The organism is Lysinibacillus sp. FSL K6-0102 (assembly GCF_038003545.1).
GTDB lineage: Bacteria > Bacillota > Bacilli > Bacillales_A > Planococcaceae > Lysinibacillus > Lysinibacillus capsici.
The window spans coordinates 4,689,735-4,707,552 of sequence record NZ_JBBOPH010000001.1 but is presented as its reverse complement, the minus strand read 5'-3'; the positions used below and the strand labels follow the sequence as shown (position 1 = coordinate 4,707,552).

The 17,818-nt window shown below is 36.8% G+C and carries 17 protein-coding genes; 12 read left to right on the top strand and 5 right to left on the bottom strand.

All coding sequences use genetic code 11. From position 1 onward, the window contains the following. Positions 1-200: 200 nt before the first annotated feature. Complete coding sequence (locus tag NYE73_RS23975) at positions 201-581, top strand: VOC family protein (RefSeq protein WP_054548514.1); 381 nt, start codon at positions 201-203, stop codon at positions 579-581. 86 nt (positions 582-667) lie between these two features. On the opposite strand, the gene NYE73_RS23970 is transcribed toward NYE73_RS23975, so the two are convergent. After that, a complete protein-coding gene (locus tag NYE73_RS23970) occupies positions 668-1,414 on the bottom strand; it encodes a hypothetical protein (protein WP_054548515.1) in 747 nt (248 codons plus the stop codon). A 282-nt stretch (positions 1,415-1,696) separates the two neighbouring features. Between NYE73_RS23970 and NYE73_RS23965 the strand changes: the two genes are divergently transcribed. The 5 genes from NYE73_RS23965 (at position 1,697) to NYE73_RS23945 (ending at position 6,036) form a co-directional block, all read left to right on the top strand. Continuing rightward, on the top strand, positions 1,697-2,896 hold the full coding sequence (locus NYE73_RS23965) for an acyl-CoA dehydrogenase family protein (RefSeq protein WP_054548516.1): 1,200 nt from the start codon (positions 1,697-1,699) through the stop codon (positions 2,894-2,896). Positions 2,897-2,899: 3 nt separating this feature from the next. Continuing rightward, entirely contained in the window at positions 2,900-3,763 is an 864-nt protein-coding gene (locus NYE73_RS23960; protein WP_115673247.1) for a transporter substrate-binding domain-containing protein, read from the top strand. An 82-nt stretch (positions 3,764-3,845) separates the two neighbouring features. Beyond that, positions 3,846-4,553, top strand: a complete 708-nt coding sequence (locus tag NYE73_RS23955) for an amino acid ABC transporter permease (protein ID WP_048395479.1) — start codon at positions 3,846-3,848, stop codon at positions 4,551-4,553. A 12-nt stretch (positions 4,554-4,565) separates the two neighbouring features. Continuing rightward, positions 4,566-5,267 (top strand): amino acid ABC transporter permease, encoded by a 702-nt coding sequence (locus NYE73_RS23950; RefSeq protein ID WP_004233514.1) that lies wholly within the window; start codon positions 4,566-4,568, stop codon positions 5,265-5,267. 13 nt (positions 5,268-5,280) lie between these two features. Beyond that, positions 5,281-6,036, top strand: coding sequence for an amino acid ABC transporter ATP-binding protein (locus NYE73_RS23945; RefSeq protein WP_259950956.1), 756 nt, complete (start codon positions 5,281-5,283; stop codon positions 6,034-6,036). Positions 6,037-6,087: 51 nt separating this feature from the next. Here NYE73_RS23945 and helD read toward each other — a convergent pair whose 3' ends face one another. After that, positions 6,088-8,391, bottom strand: coding sequence for an RNA polymerase recycling motor HelD (helD, locus tag NYE73_RS23940; protein ID WP_259950957.1), 2,304 nt, complete (start codon positions 8,389-8,391; stop codon positions 6,088-6,090). 437 nt (positions 8,392-8,828) lie between these two features. Between helD and NYE73_RS23935 the strand changes: the two genes are divergently transcribed. Next, the gene (locus NYE73_RS23935; RefSeq protein ID WP_054548519.1) at positions 8,829-9,785 is read left to right on the top strand and encodes an AAA family ATPase; all 957 of its coding nucleotides are present in this window, start codon (positions 8,829-8,831) and stop codon (positions 9,783-9,785) included. A gap of 24 nt (positions 9,786-9,809) precedes the next feature. Then, on the top strand, positions 9,810-10,448 hold the full coding sequence (locus tag NYE73_RS23930; RefSeq protein ID WP_259950958.1) for an RNA ligase family protein: 639 nt from the start codon (positions 9,810-9,812) through the stop codon (positions 10,446-10,448). A gap of 185 nt (positions 10,449-10,633) precedes the next feature. On the opposite strand, the gene NYE73_RS23925 is transcribed toward NYE73_RS23930, so the two are convergent. Further along, entirely contained in the window at positions 10,634-11,824 is a 1,191-nt protein-coding gene (locus tag NYE73_RS23925; RefSeq protein ID WP_054548521.1) for a coenzyme F420-0:L-glutamate ligase, read from the bottom strand. A gap of 122 nt (positions 11,825-11,946) precedes the next feature. Between NYE73_RS23925 and NYE73_RS23920 the strand changes: the two genes are divergently transcribed. Continuing rightward, positions 11,947-12,864, top strand: coding sequence for a LysR family transcriptional regulator (locus NYE73_RS23920; protein WP_048395493.1), 918 nt, complete (start codon positions 11,947-11,949; stop codon positions 12,862-12,864). Between the two features lie 17 nt (positions 12,865-12,881). Here NYE73_RS23920 and NYE73_RS23915 read toward each other — a convergent pair whose 3' ends face one another. Next, complete coding sequence (locus NYE73_RS23915) at positions 12,882-13,763, bottom strand: LysR family transcriptional regulator (protein ID WP_054548523.1); 882 nt, start codon at positions 13,761-13,763, stop codon at positions 12,882-12,884. A gap of 113 nt (positions 13,764-13,876) precedes the next feature. On the opposite strand from NYE73_RS23915, the gene NYE73_RS23910 reads away from it, so the two are divergent. Beyond that, the gene (locus NYE73_RS23910) at positions 13,877-14,896 is read left to right on the top strand and encodes a YeiH family protein (protein WP_259950959.1); all 1,020 of its coding nucleotides are present in this window, start codon (positions 13,877-13,879) and stop codon (positions 14,894-14,896) included. 111 nt (positions 14,897-15,007) lie between these two features. Here the strand turns inward: NYE73_RS23910 and NYE73_RS23905 are convergent, their stop codons facing one another. After that, positions 15,008-15,340 (bottom strand): heme oxygenase, encoded by a 333-nt coding sequence (locus NYE73_RS23905; protein ID WP_004233528.1) that lies wholly within the window; start codon positions 15,338-15,340, stop codon positions 15,008-15,010. Positions 15,341-15,559: 219 nt separating this feature from the next. Between NYE73_RS23905 and NYE73_RS23900 the strand changes: the two genes are divergently transcribed. Together NYE73_RS23900 and NYE73_RS23895 are read left to right on the top strand one after the other, a co-directional pair. After that, positions 15,560-16,246, top strand: a complete 687-nt coding sequence (locus NYE73_RS23900; protein WP_259950960.1) for a response regulator transcription factor — start codon at positions 15,560-15,562, stop codon at positions 16,244-16,246. Further along, positions 16,230-17,645 (top strand): sensor histidine kinase, encoded by a 1,416-nt coding sequence (locus tag NYE73_RS23895; protein ID WP_259950961.1) that lies wholly within the window; start codon positions 16,230-16,232, stop codon positions 17,643-17,645. Before NYE73_RS23900 ends, NYE73_RS23895 begins: the two co-directional genes overlap by 17 nt. The last annotated feature ends 173 nt before the right edge of the window (positions 17,646-17,818 follow it).

The following is a 17,818-nucleotide window of genomic DNA, read 5'->3' as shown; positions in this document are numbered from 1 at the left end:
ATTCTATACTTTTCCCTTAAAGGTAAATAATACTCATTCTATCAGAAATAAAATAAAAGTTAAGTACTTTGAATTAATTATTTCTTAGTAATGTATATCATTATCAATTGTTTGAAATTTCCTTAAATTGATGGCGTTAGAAGCTATATAAAGCTGCTTTTTGATGTATACTAATGCTCAAAAGAGGAGGGAATGAAGTCATGATTCATCAAATAGGACAAGTAATGTTATATGTTAATGATCAAGATGCAATTGTTAAGTTTTGGACAGAAAAAGTGGGGTTTGTGGTCATTTCTGAACAGGAAGAGGCAGGCATGCGCTGGATTGAAATTGCACCAACTGAGGAAGCTCAAACATCCTTTGTGCTTCATAACAAAGAAATTATTGCTAAAATGCAACCTGATCTAAATTTAGGAACACCTTCTATTATGTTTTACGCTGATAAAATTGAAGAGATGTACCAAGATTTTCAGGCAAAGGGCGTAAAAGTAGGAGATCTAGTCATGATGCCAATGGGTAGGGTTTTTAACTTTGCTGACCCTGAAAATAACTACTTTGCCTTGGTTGAAAAGAAAAAATAAATAACGGAATCTGCTTGTTTTTTGTTAGAGTTAAGTAAAAATGAGCAGATTCCTGTTTTAGATTATTTAATAGCTAGATTTGTCGTCTATGATAAATCCTCACCAAAAATACCAACCGTTTGTCGATCTATTACAAATTCATGGCCATTCCATTTTAAAATATTTTCTACATAGCCTAATCCATCAGCATGATATCTACCTGCAATTTCTTGATATCCTAAAATTTCATACGTTCCATCTCGGTCGTAATCAACAGGATATAGTCCTCCAAAAGGATCTACCCAGCCTTCAATCGGTTGCTTCAAGGTGCCATCTGGATTATAAATTTCAGCTAAGTAGTCGGTTCCTTTATACTGTAAATCAATTGTGTATTTAATAGCAGGATTAAAACTCTGAACAACAGCCTTATAATGATCTACATAATTGACCTTATATTTAAGTTTATTATTGAAAGACTCTGCATCAAAGATGGAACGAACTTGATTGTTGATGGAGGAAAAAATCTCACCATTTACAATTCCGCCACTACCTCCTGTATCAGACACAACCAGAATATCCTCAATATGATTACCAGTAAAATCACCCAAGAAAATAGTCGGATTATAGCCCATATTTTGTTTCAATGGAATTTGCTCCATTTGTCTTGTTTGACCATAAAAAATAGACAGTGTTAGATTTCTCCAGAAAGGACTATCAGGCTGTTTAGTGCCCATTAAAAAAATGGTTTCAAAAAAACCATCCCCGTTAATATCTCCAAACTTAGTTTGAATAACTTGTGGAGCCGAATGGGTTATGATTCCACCGTTTAGTGGCGAATTTAAATTATTGGTCATATATGCACCTCTTTCATTAGTCTTAGCATATGTTGTAAGAAAAGCTTGGTGCATAAATCAAAGGTAAAAGTTGAAACTTTGTAATACATATTAAACTTACAAAAAAACTTGAATTTCACCCATTGACATTTTCTAATGCGAAAAGTATTATAAGTGTCAACGAATCAGAAAATTCAGTACCAAATAGTATCTCACTACATTCATGTAGCAAGAGATTTTTTTTCATTATCAATCCTTAGTAAATTTATACGATTTATATATATTGGGAAGAAGGAGATTCATTTGAAGAATTTATTTGTAAAGACAGAGCGACAACGATATTGGCTAGATCAACTAGCTGCTATAGCTGAGCCAATCAAGGCAGAGGCTGTTGAGGTAGATGAACAATCTCGTTTTCCGTTCGAAGCTCATCGATTACTTTTACAAATTGGCTATCCTCAACTTACTTTACCGAAACAATATGGCGGAGAAGGGTTATCTGTTTATGATATGGTGCTTGTACAAGAGACGCTAGCAAGCTATGACGAAAATGCCTCTCTTTCCCTTGGATGGACATTAGGTGTTGTTGGGGAAATTTATGAAACTAAACTATGGACTGATGATCTATTAATAGCTTTTTCTGAAGAAATAAAGAGAGGTGCCATGATTAATAGAGCTGTTAGTGAGGCGGCAACAGGTAGCCCAACGCGAGGAGGGCGGCCAGGGACAAATGCCATTTCTACTAAAGGTGGTTGGCTAATAAATGGGCGCAAGATTTTTACGACTGCATCTCCGGTGCTCGATTATTTCCTTACCTCCGCTTGGATTGAAGAAAAGCAGCAAGTTGGCTTCTTCCTCATTCATAAGGATGCAGCAGGTCTATCCATTGAGGAGAATTGGGAGATGTCTGCAATGCGAGGCACAAGCAGCCACGACCTTGTGTTAAAGGATGTGCTTGTTGCAACAGAGTATTTAGTAGAGTTACCAAGTCATCCGAGTGGTGGCAAAATAAATGGCTGGATACTCCATATCCCAGCAACTTACTTAGGCATTGCACAAGCAGCCCGTGATTATGCTATTCATTTTGCTAATCACCATCAACCGAATAGCCTGAATGCGCCAATTAGTACGTTGCCAAACGTACAACAGCTTTTAGGGGATATTGAATTAAAGCTCCATCAAGCACGTTTTGTCTTATACGGAGTGGCTGAGGCTTACGATGATCCTGCTAGACGTGGACTAATAACAAATGAAATGGCTGTTGCTAAACACACAGTAACAAACATGGCAATAGATATAGTCGATAAAGCGATGCGTGTAGTGGGGGCAAAAAGCTTACAACTATCCAATCCATTACAGCGTTATTACCGCAATGTTCGTGCAGGGCTTCACAATCCACCGATGGATGATATGACGATTATTAAATTAGCGACTGCCGCTATTGAACAGCAGAAATTATATGAAAATCAATCATTAAATCACGTGAAAAATAAGGAGAAATGACATATGAAGAAGAATAAGATATTTCAATTTGCTGCAATTGGTTTGGCATCTATAGCATTATTAGCAGGTTGTAATTCAGGAGAATCAGCAGATAAAGAATCAGGTGATGGTGAAAAGGTACGTACAGTAAAAGTAGCCTACGATCAAGCCTCAAAGCCTATTAGTTACATCGACGATAATGGAAATCCAACTGGTTATGATGTAGAAGTAATGAAATTAGTAGATGAATTGCTACCTGACTATCAATTTGAGTATGTAGGTACAACAAGTGATGATTTATTAATTGGTGTGGAGCAAGGGAAATATCAAGTAGGGGTTAAAAACGCATTCTTTACTCAGGAACGAACAGAGAAATTTATTTTCCCGAAGGAATTCTTAGGTTTAAGTAGCGCAGGTTTAGTTTTGCGTAAAGAGGATGAAGGCGTGAAAACATTAGCGGATTTTGCGAAAAAGGGCTATTCTTTAGCACCGATTGCTGCAAATAATGCTCAATATACAATTATCGATGAGTATAATACGGCAAATCCAGATAATAAAGTAAAACTTGAGGCCGGTGACGCCTTTACTGTCGATGTAGTGCAGTGGGTAAATGAGGGCCGTGTTGATGGTGGTGTCATGATTGAAGGCCCATTTAAACAACAAGTACTTGCAGAAGATGGACCATATTATAACCTAAAAGATGACGTTGTCTATAACGAATTTGCTGTTATAAAAACATGGCCACTGTTCAATAAAAAAGAGCAGGAATTTGCTGACGCTTATGATAAAGCAATAGCCCAGGTTAAAGAACAAAAGAAAACAAATGAATTAAGTACAAAATTCTATGGCCGTGATTTATTTGAAGTACTGGAAAACGTAAATCGTTAGTTTAAAACGGAACGAATAGTAAGGCTGTTGAGTCAGTAATGCTCAGCAGTCTTTATTCATAAAAACAAAAGTTGGTGAGGAAATGGATAAATATTTTGACGCAACCTACATTTGGAACGCAATCCCAGTGTTATTGCCATTTTTAAAAATCACGTTCTTAGTTGCAGGGTCCTCCATTATCTTAGGTACCCTATTCGGCTTATTGCTGGCGGCTGCTAAGCTATCTTCAGTCAAGTGGCTAACTAAATTCGCCAATCTGTATACAACGATTATGCGTTGTACACCCTCCATTGTTTTGTTATTTCTTGTCTACTATGGTGTCCCAGCATTAGCGGAAAATGTTGGTCTTAATCTCCATTCAATTGAAACGGCCATATTTGTTGTCGTAACATTCACCTTACAATTCACGGCAATAATGTCTGAGGTGATACGGTCTGCCTACTTAGCCATTCCAAAAGGGCAGTTTGAAGCAGCCGTTAGTGTAGGGCTAACACCATTCCAAGCCTACCGTCGAATTATTTTTCCGCAGGCGCTGGTCGTCGCTTTACCGAACTTTGGCAATGGCATGATTGCTTTATTACAGGAAGGTGCACTCGCTTATACAATTGGTCTAATTGATATTGTAGGTAAGGCAAATCTAATTATTGCAAGTAACATCAATGCTCATGCCTTAGAAATTTATATTGCATTGGCTATTATCTATTGGGTGTTATCTATTATTATAGAGAAAATATTTACTATATTAGAAAAGGTATTTGGCAAGGGTAAGAAGACCCTAGAAACAACTTAAGGAGGCGTGAGGGTGAATTATCAATTTTTACTTGAAACATTTTTCGTAGCTTTGTCTGGTGTTCCTATAGCGCTCCTAGTCACAGTTGTTGCTTTGGTGATAGCTTTGCCACTAGGTTTTTTGTTAGCACTAACTAGGATCAATAAAATTCCAGTTATTCATCACCTCGCGAAGATTTATGTTTCTTTTGTTCGAGGAACGCCGATTATTATACAAATTTTTATTATCTATAGCAGTATACCTTTAATGTTAAAAATTATTTTTGAAAAATATCATATTGCGTATGATATTTATAAAATCAATCCAATTTGGTATGCGTTTATTGTATTTGCATTCAGCTCAACAGCCATTTTGATTGAGGTCTTTCGATCGGCGTTAAGTACCATTGAAAAGGGGCAACTAGAGGCTGCACACTCAGTAGGTTTGTCAACATTCCAAGCATATACTCGCATCATCATTCCACAGGCATTAGTAGTGGCATTGCCGAATATTTGCACAGCTACAGTTAATCTTATTAAAGCTACATCGCTAGGCTACGCAATGTCGCTTCCTGAAATTACACTGAAGGCAAAAGTAGCGGCAAACGTTGGCTACAATTATGTAGAGGCCTATTTGGATATCTTTATTGTGTACTTAATTTTATGTAGTACGGTTGAATACTTGTTTAAGCGTTATGAGAAATATTTAAGCAAATACAAAATGGCAAATGTCTAAGGGGTGAATTAGCATGTTAGAAATTAAAAATATTCATAAATCATTTGGTGGCAATGAAATCTTAAAGGGTGTTGATTTAGCCATTGATAAAGGGGACGTTGTTGTTATTTTAGGTCCCAGTGGTTCAGGAAAAACAACATTATTGCGTTGTATCAATTTTTTAGAGAAGGCTGATCAAGGCCATGCGACATTTGGAGATATTCAGGTTGATTTTCAACATGTAAAGAAAAAAGACGTGCATGCAATTCGCCAGCGTGTCGCATTTGTCTTTCAAAACTATAATCTATTTACTAATAAAACAGCATTAGAAAATGTAACGGAAGGATTAATCATTGGACGTAAAATACCTAAAGCACGGGCTGTGGAAATTGGTAAAAAGGCACTTGATAAAGTAGGTTTATCAGACAAATATGATGCCTACCCAAGTCAGTTGTCAGGAGGTCAACAGCAACGTGTTGGTATTGCACGAGCAGTAGCTTTGAATCCTGATATTATTTTATTTGATGAACCAACGTCCGCACTTGACCCTGAATTGGTAGGTGAGGTTCTACAGGTCATGAAAAATATTGCAGCGGAGGGTACAACAATGCTTGTAGTAACACACGAAATGGGCTTTGCCAAAGATGTTGCCAATCGCGTAATTTTCATGGATGGAGGAGTAGTTGTAGAGGAAGGTAGCCCTCATGATATTTTCGTCAGCCCAAAAGAGGAGCGAACGAAGAAATTTTTAAAACGTGTTATTCCAGAAGACTATACGTTCTATATATAAAACAGCAAGAGAACAGGAGAATCTGTTATTTACAGATTCTCCTGTTACCTATTATTGAAGGAAATACGTTAATTTGTTAATAGAATAAATGTGCAGCTCATGCATAGCTCTTGTACACGCCGTATAGAAATAGTACCGTTCGCTTTCTCTTGAGTAATTAGCGGCAGATGCATTATAGATGATGACCGCATCAAATTCGATGCCTTTCGCCATGTAAGCTGGAAGTAATAAAATACCCTTCTTAAACTGCTTTGAATTATGGTTGATTAATTGAATATCTACTCGATTGTTTAATTGCTTATAAACGGCAGAGCATTCGGCTGCGGTTTTACAGATGACAGCAATTGTTTCGAATTCAATAGATAAATGGTCGATATTTTGAATAATTTGATCCATTAATTCCAATTCATTTGGCACAATAGTAATCGATGGTTCAGGGCCATTTCGGTTAAATGCTTCTACTTCACTACCATCATTCAATATTTTGGCAGTGAGTTGTATGATTTGCTTTGTCGAACGATAGCTTTTGGTTAATATCATTTTTTCTGCCTGCTCACCATATAATTGAGTGTCGAGTAGAGAAGGATTATTAAAGGTATGTGGATGAATCGTTTGGTGGCCATCACCTAAAATGGTCATACGTGCTTTTGGGAATAACTGCTGTAATACAGTAAGTTGAAATGGCGAATAATCCTGTGCTTCATCTATTAACACATGACGGATCATCCTGTTGGTCTGTTGTCCTTCAATTTTGTCCTGTAAATATAAAAATGGTGCAGTATCCTCATAGGCAATCAAACGCTTTGCTAAATTAGGGAGTGTTTGTAGACAAATGTCCTCCCAATTGTCTGGCATAAGGTGTTGTAAATCCCTGTTAATAGAACTATTCAAATCAAAGAGCTGTCGATATGTACCCAACATATGGACAAACTTTAACTTGTTAACAGAGTTACGTAATGGTTTAAAGTGTTTTTTGACAATTTGTCTCGCTAATTTATAGCGTTCTTGATCAAAATCGTCAAATGAGTTTTCAGTATAGCGACCCTCATATAAAAGTTCACTATAAGATTTGGAATAATCTTCTTTATCTAATAGCTCAGTAGCTTCTTCTACCCATTCCTTTGTACGCTCAGCCTTTTCCAATTTCGTTAGTTGCTGCAATAACCATTCTTTTACTAATTGTAGGCGATCTGGTATCGACATAGTAGAAGGGAAAGAATAGAAGTATTCGGTAATTTCCTGTGCAGTAATAATCCGCTCTCCACGAAAAACGATATTTTTAAATAATAAGCCTTTATCGGATAAATAACTCGCATATTGATCGATTATATGTTTATAAGCGAGACTCGCTTTAAAAGAAATGATGCTTAATTTTGTTTGATACTGAGCATCATCCTTTTCTGTTAACAGTTCTTCAAGCTGCTCATAAGGATACTCTAATTGAAACTGTTTACCTAATCGTTTTTCAGCATATTCTATAAACGTTAACTGCTGCATATTGTCTTCCCCTAAATCAGGTAAGACAGAATGAACATATTGATTAAAAAGTTGGTTAGGTGTAATTAGCAGAATTTGATCGGTAGTCATTTCATCACGATAACGATAAAGTAGATAAGCTACCCGCTGTAAGGCTACAGCTGTTTTGCCACTACCTGCCACGCCTTCAACAATAAGATAGCGTGAATTTACATGGCGAATAATTTTATTTTGCTCTGCTTGGATTGTCGCAACAATACTACGAATATGCTCATTTGCATTTTGCGCAAGGATATCGAGCAGTAGGTCATCACCAATTGTAAGGCCCGTATTAAACATGGATTGTAGTTGACCATTTTTAATAATAAATTGCCGTTTTAACAGCATTTCTCCATGAATTTCTTCACCTAATGTTTCGTAGGATGCATCACCAGGTGTGTAATCATAATACATACTTGATATAGGCGCTCGCCAATCAAAAATGATGATATTTTCATCCTGTTCATCCAATAATGTGGCTACACCAATATAAATTTTTAAAGGGTCTTGTTGATCATCTTGTACAAAGTCAATACGAGCAAAATAGGGTGACTGTTGTAAACGTTCATATACCTTTACATTACGAATTGCACGTTCCTGTGCTAGCTCTGAGTCAGATAAAAGCTCTGCCTGCTGCTTAATTGCAAAAAAGGTTTCGTCTACATCCTCAGCGGTATCTAGATTGACTCTCACATCGTTCCAAAAGGATTTCTTTAAGGCAACAGCATTTTCTTTAAAACCTTTTTCTTTATGCTCTAACTCTTTTATTTTATGAACAATAATGTTTAAAGAATCCTCAAGGTGATGCTTTTCTTCTAGCCATTCTTTTTGATTTTCCAACGTTTACTCACATTCCTCTCCATAGTTATTTGCTTCCTTTGACAGTAACCCTCACCTCAATAGATGGTGAGAAGAGGGTAATTGTGATGCTTTTTTAACTGTTTGTCCAACCACAAATTTGAATATAGTGAAAGTATCCAAATGCACATGATATGGGGGGATTGAAGCAGGAAATTTATCATACATCTACTTCGGAAAGAAGTATAGTCTAGAAATTATTGTAAATTTATGATACAATAAATGTGTAAGGTAATAAGATATTGATAAACAGAGACAGCTCTACAAAAAGGTGGAGCCGTCTTTTTTATATGTAATATTGCTTCATATTATGACTGATTATCATAAATTGTTATTAAAAAAAATGGATGAAATGCTATTCAGACACTAAAGAATGTGGCATGCCATACGATAAAGAAACTTGAAGGGAGGTGAAAAGAATGAAGGTAATCTTTACAGTGGGGTTGCCTGGTAGTGGGAAAAGTACATTTGTGAAACAGTTAGCTAAAAATGAAAATGCAATTGTCCTATCAAGCGACGCTATACGTCAGGAATTATTTGGGGATTCAACAAGGCAAAAATCACGTATAGTCTTTCGTACATTATATGAACGTCTTAATGACTTAGTGGCAAAAGGGTTTTCTGTCATTGTGGATGCAACCAATATTGAACGAGAGCGCAGGATGTTTGCACTTCGTAAAATACCAAGTAATGTGCAGAAGGTATGTTATTACTTTGATACACCTTATTCAATCTGTGTAGCTAGAAACCAGCAAAGGAAAAGACATGTACCATTAATCGTGATGGAAAAAATGAGAAAGCATTTAGAGTTCCCGACAGTAGGAGAAGGGTTTAATGAATTGCATATTATTCATGAATCAAGTCCCTATGATCTTTCTCGACAACAATTTGTTTCACTCATACAAGGCCACCCCACCTATGAAGAGCTTTTTCAAACACTTCAAGCAGTCCCACTTTTCAAAGAAATTTATCAATTCGATCAAGAAAACCCATTCCATCAATTTTTACTATGTCAGCATACGTATTTTGTGTACGCGTACATCAATGAGTACTACTTAGAAAGCGATAAACTAGCTCTACAAATAGCTGCATTGTTTCATGATGTCGGTAAACCAGCTTGTAAAAAATATAAACCTTTGCAACAGCGTTATGGCTATTTTGGGCATGAAAATGTCTCTGCTCAACTGGTTTGCCATTTTCTATTAGAGTTGGGCTTTGAAAAGGAATTTGTATTAAAGGTTGTTCATTTAGTGCAATTTCATATGTTAATCCAGTATGGGGGAGATAGAGGTGGAAGCCAAATTTATCATTTATTAGATGGTGATTTATTAACAAGGCTTTATTTTTTCCGTGAGGCAGATCAATTTGCCAAGTAAACTTTAGGAAAGGAAGGTGAAAATATGACGAAATTAATGAAATACCCAAGAAGTTTTCATTTACCATGGAGCAGGGGTTATACCGATGATGATAAAGTTGCTAGAAATGTGAATCATTTTATTAGAAAGGAGGTTGTTGTCACTGAAAAGTTAGATGGAGAAGGGACAACACTTTACAGAGACTATATGCATGCTAGAAGCATTCATTCAGCCAACCATCCTTCTAGACATTGGGTAAAAACATTTCACGCGAATTTTGCGTATCGGATTCCAAAGGACTGGCGCTTATGTGGTGAAAATGTTTATGCCAAGCATTCTATTTATTATCAAGGATTAACAAGCTATTTCTATTTGTTTAGCATTTGGAATGAAGAAAATATTTGTTTGAGCTGGGATGAAACCGTGGCCTTTGCAGCAGAGTTAGGTATAGAAACAGTGCCCGTTTTATACCGAGGGATTTTTGACGAAGAACAGATAAAACGTACATTCACTGGAAAATCATTCTTTGAAGGGGAACAAGAGGGGTATGTCATTAGAAATACTAGCTCATTCCATTACGAAGATTTCCGCTATAATTTAGGGAAATTTGTGAGACCGCAACATGTTCAAACAAGTGAGCATTGGCTACAAGAAGAAATTATTCCAAATAAATTAAAATCCTAACCAATTAAGAAGAGAAGGGACTGAGCACAATGTAATACTATAGCAAGCATTCAATAATCATCTATTACGAGGTAGGTGCAAGGAGTGCATATCCCTTTCCAATGGGAGTACGGGTTCGATTCCTGTTATCCTCGCCATAAAAAAATGAACTCTCTTCATTAGGACGAGAGTTCATTTTTGTTTGTTTATTTAGTGTAATTATCGAAGTAGCCTTGAATGTAAATCATTGGTGTTCCTTTGTCACCCGAACCAGATGTAAGGTCAGATAGGGAACCGATAAGGTCTGTTAAACGACGCGGTGTTGTTCCTTGTGCAGCCATTTGACCTGTTAAATCTTCATCTTTATTTTGGATGTATTCAGAAATAGCAGCCTTTAGTTCTTCGCCTCGAAGGTCTGCAAAATCATTGTCCGCTAAATATTTTAATTTAACCTCGTTCGGTGTTCCATGTAATCCAGCGGTGAATGCTGGGGATACAACAGGATCTGCAAGCTCCCAAATTTTACCCACAGGATCTTTGAATGCGCCGTCACCATAAATCATAACTTCTACTGTTTTTCCTGTAGCTTCTTTAATTTTTGCTTGGATTCCATCAACAATCGGTTGGCAAGTATGTGGGAATAATTTAACACTATCCTCTGTTGCTTTGTTCGAGCCAAGTAGACCATACTCAGCATTGAAACCAGAGCCATTAATTGATTCAGCTAAAATATTATCAAGGCTGTAAACTTTTTCTGCACCGTTCGCTGTTAGAATACGTTTTGTGCGGAAGCGTGAATGAATATCACATGTTAAGATACTCTTTGTGTAATTTAAAATTGTTTTTGGATTATTTGAGAAGATGACCTCACACGTAGCCCCTTCTGCTTCGATTAACTCTTTATAGTATTCAATATAATCTACACCAGTAAATGTATGTTTTTTATAGCCAAAATGCTCGCGGAATTCAACCTCATTGAGTGTATCTGTCCATGGGTTAATGCCTTTTACATCGAGCTCATCAATATCTACAAGGTGATTACCCACTTCATCAGATGGGTAGCTTAGCATTAATACTACCTTTTTTACACCTTTAGCGATGCCTCGTAAACAATTGGCGAAGCGGTTTCGACTTAAAATGGGGAAAATAACGCCTACCGTATCATCACCAAACTTAGCCGCTACATCTATGGCAATATCATCAATCGTAGCATAGTTTCCTTGTGCACGTGCCACGACAGATTCAGTTACTGTCACAATATCACGATCCTCTATTGTATATCCTTCAATATGTGCAGCATTTAACACTGTATCTACAACAATTTGTTCAATATTATCGCCTTCATTAATAATAGGACCACGAAGACCTCTTACAACTGTACCGATTACACGTTCCAATTTAATCTCTCCTCATTCTATCTAGCGTAAAGTGATATAAAAACCATATGATTTTACTATAAGGCTCGTTAATGATATAAGTAAAATTAATAGTTCATATAATAGCTATAAGAGGTGCTTATATGATAGGGAAATTAGATTTATATCGTGTTTTTAGTGTTGTAGCAAAAAATAATAGCTTTTCTAGTGCAGCAAAAGATTTATATATGACACAGCCAGCTGTAAGTCAGGCAATGATGCAATTAGAAAATGAGCTTGGCACACGTCTTTTTAATCGAACCCCTAAAGGTGTGACATTAACAACAGAGGGTAGCCTACTTTTTGAATATACTAATTCTGCTTTAGGGCTTTTAGATGCTGGTGAAGAAAAGTTACTTGAATTCAAAAATTTAACAACAGGGCAATTAAAAATAGGGGTAGGTGATACGATCTCACGCTTCTTTTTAATGCCTTATTTAGAAGCATTCCATACAATGTATCCGAATATTAAATTGCAAATGCTAAATGGCACAACCTCTGAAATTTGTAATTTTATTAAATCGGGTGAAGTAGATATAGGGTTTTGTAATTTTCCAATTGAAGATTCAACATTACAGTTAACGGTATGTACAGATATTCAGGATATTTTTGTCTGTGGGGAAAAATATAAAACACTTTCATCTAAAAGTTTAAGCTATGAGGACCTTTTAAAATTTCCACTTATCTTTCTAGAGAAAAAATCAAATTCAAGGAAGTATGTGGAAGATTATCTTTTTGCAAGAGGCGTTCACATAGAGCCAGAGTTTGAGCTAGGCTCACATGATTTGGTACTCGAATTTGCGCGTAGTAACCTTGGCATTGCATGTGTAACAAAGGAATTTTCAAAGGACTATCTTCAACGTGGACTTCTTTATGAATTAACTTTAAGGGAAAGTATTCCTACGAGAAGTATTGGTATGTGTTATTTGAAGTCAGTACCCCTTTCTAGAGCAGCAATGAAATTTGTTGAAATCATTGAAAGTAAACATTTTAATACGAGAAGAACCATAAAAAGAGCTTAGCGACGAGAAAAGAATCGCTATGCTTTTTTTATTAAGATATCAATCAGTATGTCGACATTGCGCTTATTTTTCATGGTAGGTGAGCAAAGATAAGAAAATGTTCGCATAAAGTGCTGTCCTTCAAGGCGCAGAATAGTCATATCTCCATTTTTTAATTCACGTTCTATCACACAGGCAGACAATAAAGAAAGACCAAGTCCCTGCATTACACTCTCCTTCACGCCCTGATTACTGCTAATAGTCAAAAGCGAATGAATCTGTAAACCATTTGCTCTGAATAAATGATCCAGATAATAACGTGTTCCAGAGCCTTCTTCACGCGCAACCCAGCTTTGCTGCTGGAGTTTATCAGCAGTCAGAGGTTGTTGCTTTGTAAGAGGATGTTTACTGTCGCTAACAATAAATAACTCATCTTGCATAAATGGCTTAATGACTAGTTCATTATCATGAGCCTGTCCTTCAATTAGACCTATATCGACTTGCAGTAATTTTGTATATTGAATGATTTCTTTTGTATTGCCAATAATAATTTGAAGTTCAAGTTGTGGGAATTGTTGCTGTAAGCTTGCAATAATTGGAGGTAATATATATTCGCCAATTGTAAAGCTTGCCCCAATGACTAGCGTACCTTGTACCTCTTGATGATAGGCAGCGATATCTTCTTTTGCAGCTTCAGCTATCGCCATGATTTGCTTTGCTCGTTTATAAAGAATTTCACCAGTTGGTGTAATTTGCACCGATTTTGGGGAGCGAATAAATAAGGTTGTTTGTAATTCTTGCTCTAGATTCTTAATGTGTAAGCTAACACTTGGTTGTGAAATATGAAGTATTTCAGAGGTCTTTGTAAAATTATTGACCTCAACCAGCGTGATAAATGTTTTTAAAGCATCCAATTGCATATCTTCACCCCTATTATTAGAAATATTAATAATAATAATTATATATATGTATTTTACTAATAGTGCACTCTTTATTAAAGTAATAATCAACAAGGGAGAAAGAAGTGAACATCATGGTTAATAGACAGCATAAATTAAAATCTACTCTTAATCCAAATTTCTTGAAGGGGATATTGTTAACGCTTCTTATTGCTTTAGTAGCGAAATATATTGCCACATTTCCTTTCCTTTCAATATTGGGACAGTTGGTTATTGCCATTATATTAGGGATGACCTGGCGAGCAACATTTAAAGTACAAGATTCTTGGCAAGTAGGGATTTCATTTTCCAGCAAGAAGCTATTACGCTTTGGTATTATTTTATTGGGTATGCGCTTAAATTTAGCAGATATTTATCATGCGGGTGCTAACGTTTTTTTAATTGCAGTCATTAATTTGCTATTTGCCTTAATTGTTGTGTACGGCCTAACAAAAATATTTAAAGTCGATCAAAAGCTAGGGATATTAACTGCTTGCGGGACTGCCATTTGCGGAGCTGCTGCAGTAGTGGCAATTGCACCTCAAATTAAAGCAAATGAAAAGGAAACGGCGGTAGGGGCAGCGATTGTTGCGTTATTGGGGACTATTTTCACACTTATTTATACGGTACTTTATTCCATCATCGATTTAACACCTACTGCGTATGGGATTTTCGCAGGGGGGACATTACATGAAATTGCGCATGTAATTGCAGCTGCATCTGCTGGTGGAAATGAAGCAATTGATATAGCCGTCATCGTGAAATTAACACGAGTGGCCCTACTCGTACCTGTAGCAATTGTTATTGGTATTTTCTATCGAAGAATGGACAAAAGTGAAGAGAAAAAAGCCTTTTCTTTATCCATCATACCGTGGTTTATTTTAGGATTTTTAGCGATGAGTGCTATCAACTCTTTAGGGATTATACCGGCGAATGTATCGCAAGCATTAGTAGATATTGCTTATATCTTAATTGCGATGGCAATGGCAGGTCTAGGGCTAAATGTTGAGATGAAAACATTTAAGGAGCTAGGTGTAAAGGCATTTATTGCAGGTTTAATTGGCTCGGTCTTTCTATCCGTGCTGGGCTATATACTAGTCATTCTTTTATATTGATTTAATCAATGTTTCTTATACCAAGAAAAAAGACCCTGCATGATCGTTCAACATGCAGGGCTTTTTAGATAGAATCAGAAGATAATGTATAAGTAATTTAATCGTCGTTTATTAATTTAAGGCTTCAATAGAAGAAGCTAATTCCGCCACCACTATTTTGCTGCCGATAATTGGACTGTCAGCCTTTTCTCCCTCAGAGCCCGAATCTGGGCGTTGATGGGCTGCAGCGAATGCATCGCTATTACGCCATGCTTGGAAATGCTCCTTAGATTCCCAATACATATTAACACTCATTTCATCATAAGTAGGATCATCAGTTGAAATTAATACCTCTACTTTATGAAAGCCTTCAAACTGTTGCAGAGGACCTGGCTTTGTAAAATTTGGTGCCATTCTCGCAGCAAAACCGGGTTTTACTTGAATACGATTAGTTACAATAATCATGCTTTTACCCCCCTTAATTTCATTTACTAGGTTTTTGAATGAATTATCATTGATTATCATTCGCACTCAATGATAAGTGGCTGAGGAAGACATTGTCAATAGATGTCCTCTATATAATCTGTGCTAGTAGTTTATGGGTAATGGATAGGCTGACATTTAACTGACATAATCCAGTGCTATAATGAATATAAGAGTGAACTAGTCGCGAGGTGATTGACTTTGGCAAACATTCTAGTAATAGAGGACGAATATCCAATAAGCCAGGTTTTAAAGGTGTATTTACAAAAAGTGGGTTATAGTGTGACACAATGTTTCAATGGTGGCCAAGCCTTGGTCATGTTTCGTGAAACACAGCCAGATCTAGTGTTGCTAGATATTATGTTACCAGAAAAAAATGGTTGGTCCATTTTAAAAGAAATAAGAGAACGAAGTACTTGCCCAGTCATCATGTTAACAGCATTAGGTGAGGTTAATTATCGTCTAGAGGGGTTTGATCATGGGGCAGATGATTATATTGCCAAGCCTTTTATCGCAGATGAAGTTGTTGCAAGAGTGAGGGCTGTTTTAAGACGTGCTGTAGGTAGTACTGATTCAGCTACTAGTAAGCAGTATGGGTCTCTAGTGATTGATTGTAAAGCGCATAAAGTGCTTTTGGGTGGAGAAGAGATTGTATTAACGCCAAGAGATTTATCAGTGCTCATGTTTTTATCTGACCACCCTAATCAAACATTTACCCGGGATCAGCTTATAGATCAAGTTTGGGGATGGGAGTATGAGGGTAGTGATCGTGCTGTAGATTTAGCTATAAAGAGGCTAAGGAAGGCTTTAAAAGAATGGGATGAAGCGGAAGGAGAAATAAAGACACTACGTGGATTGGGGTATCAGCTAAGTGTTCAAAAAAAATAAGCGAATATCCTTACTTCAATATTGGACGAGCCGATATTTACTGACACTTTTTATAGGCTTAGCTATTATATCTTTAATCTCAGCAGCGTGGATTCGACATACAACATTTGAAAATCGATTAGAATTAATGGAGTTTTTAGCAGACGAGACGGTCTATCGTTTAACGGATACAACAAATCCTAATAATGGACCTATAAATGGTATTCCAGGTTTCATAGGGGATCGTCAGCGTTTTAATATGAAAGAGATCGATCCGATTTTGTATGTTGTAGATACAGAGGGAAATATACTGACTAGCAACCGTCCTGTACCACCTGGTAGTGCTAAAAATGTAGCTGGCTTGTTAGATGGAAAAGAAGGTACTAAGGAAATAAAGGATGGACTTGAACCTGAATATGTAGTGAAAAGAAAGATAGAAAATAATCATGAGTTATTGGGCTGGGCCCTGGTGATGGAGAAGAAGGAGAATTTAACAAGAGTTAACCAAGCATATGGACAGCTTGCCATATTAATTGGAGCATTAGCATTATTAGGCTGGATCGCTATTTACTTTCTGTCAAAGCGTTTGGCCCATCCCATTAAACAAGTAGCTGAGGCTGCCAAGCATGTACAGGAAGGCAATTATGCAATTGATTTACCTCAATATAGTAAGGAAAAGGAAATTTATGAGCTTGTTTCCTCCTTTAAAAATATGGCAAATAAATTAGAACAGCTGGAGAAAACTCGAACAGAATTACTAGCAGGTGTCACCCATGAATTGAAAACACCTGTCACCTCTATAAGTGGTTTATTACAGGCTGTAAGAGATGGTGTTGTAACGGGACAGGATGCTATGGAATTCATTGAAATGGCTATGGTCGAAACGACAAAAATGAAAACAATGGTTGGTGACTTACTTGCCTTTAACCATTTTGCTGTCGATGCTATTCCTGTGCAGATAGAGTCAGTAGATGTTAATCAGCTACTGCGAGAGGCGGTGGCACAGTGGGAGGTCATGCAGGAAGATGAACATGTAAAAGTTCATTTACATTTGTTGGAAAAACCTGTGCTTGTACAGATAGATATTGTTCGTATCCAACAGATCATTACAAACCTATTAACCAATGCTAAACAGGCGATGGACAAAGGAACAATAACCTTGAGGTTGATAGATCATGGCGAGGCTCTGTCAGTGATGGTGAAGGACACAGGACATGGAATCCCTCTAGAGGATCAGTCATTTATTTTTGAGCGCTTTTATAGAGGGGAAAATAAAAAATATACTGTTCGCGGCTTGGGTTTAGGATTACCACTTAGTAAAATGATGGCCCAATCTGTTGGGGGCGATTTGCGATTAATTGAAAGCAATCCCTCTGGAACACATTTTGAATTAGTATTGCAAAAGGCTACTACGCTATAAGAGCGTAGTAGCCTTCTTAGTGTTGGTTTAATCCGTCTCCCAGAAATCTGCTTTGTTTTGTAAAAGAGAGTTGAAGAATTTGTAAAGCTGACATCTGCCTGACACAAAAGCCCTTTATAGTAAACGATGTAGACGGGAAATGAACAAAGGGACGAGCAGCATTAAAGGTTAGT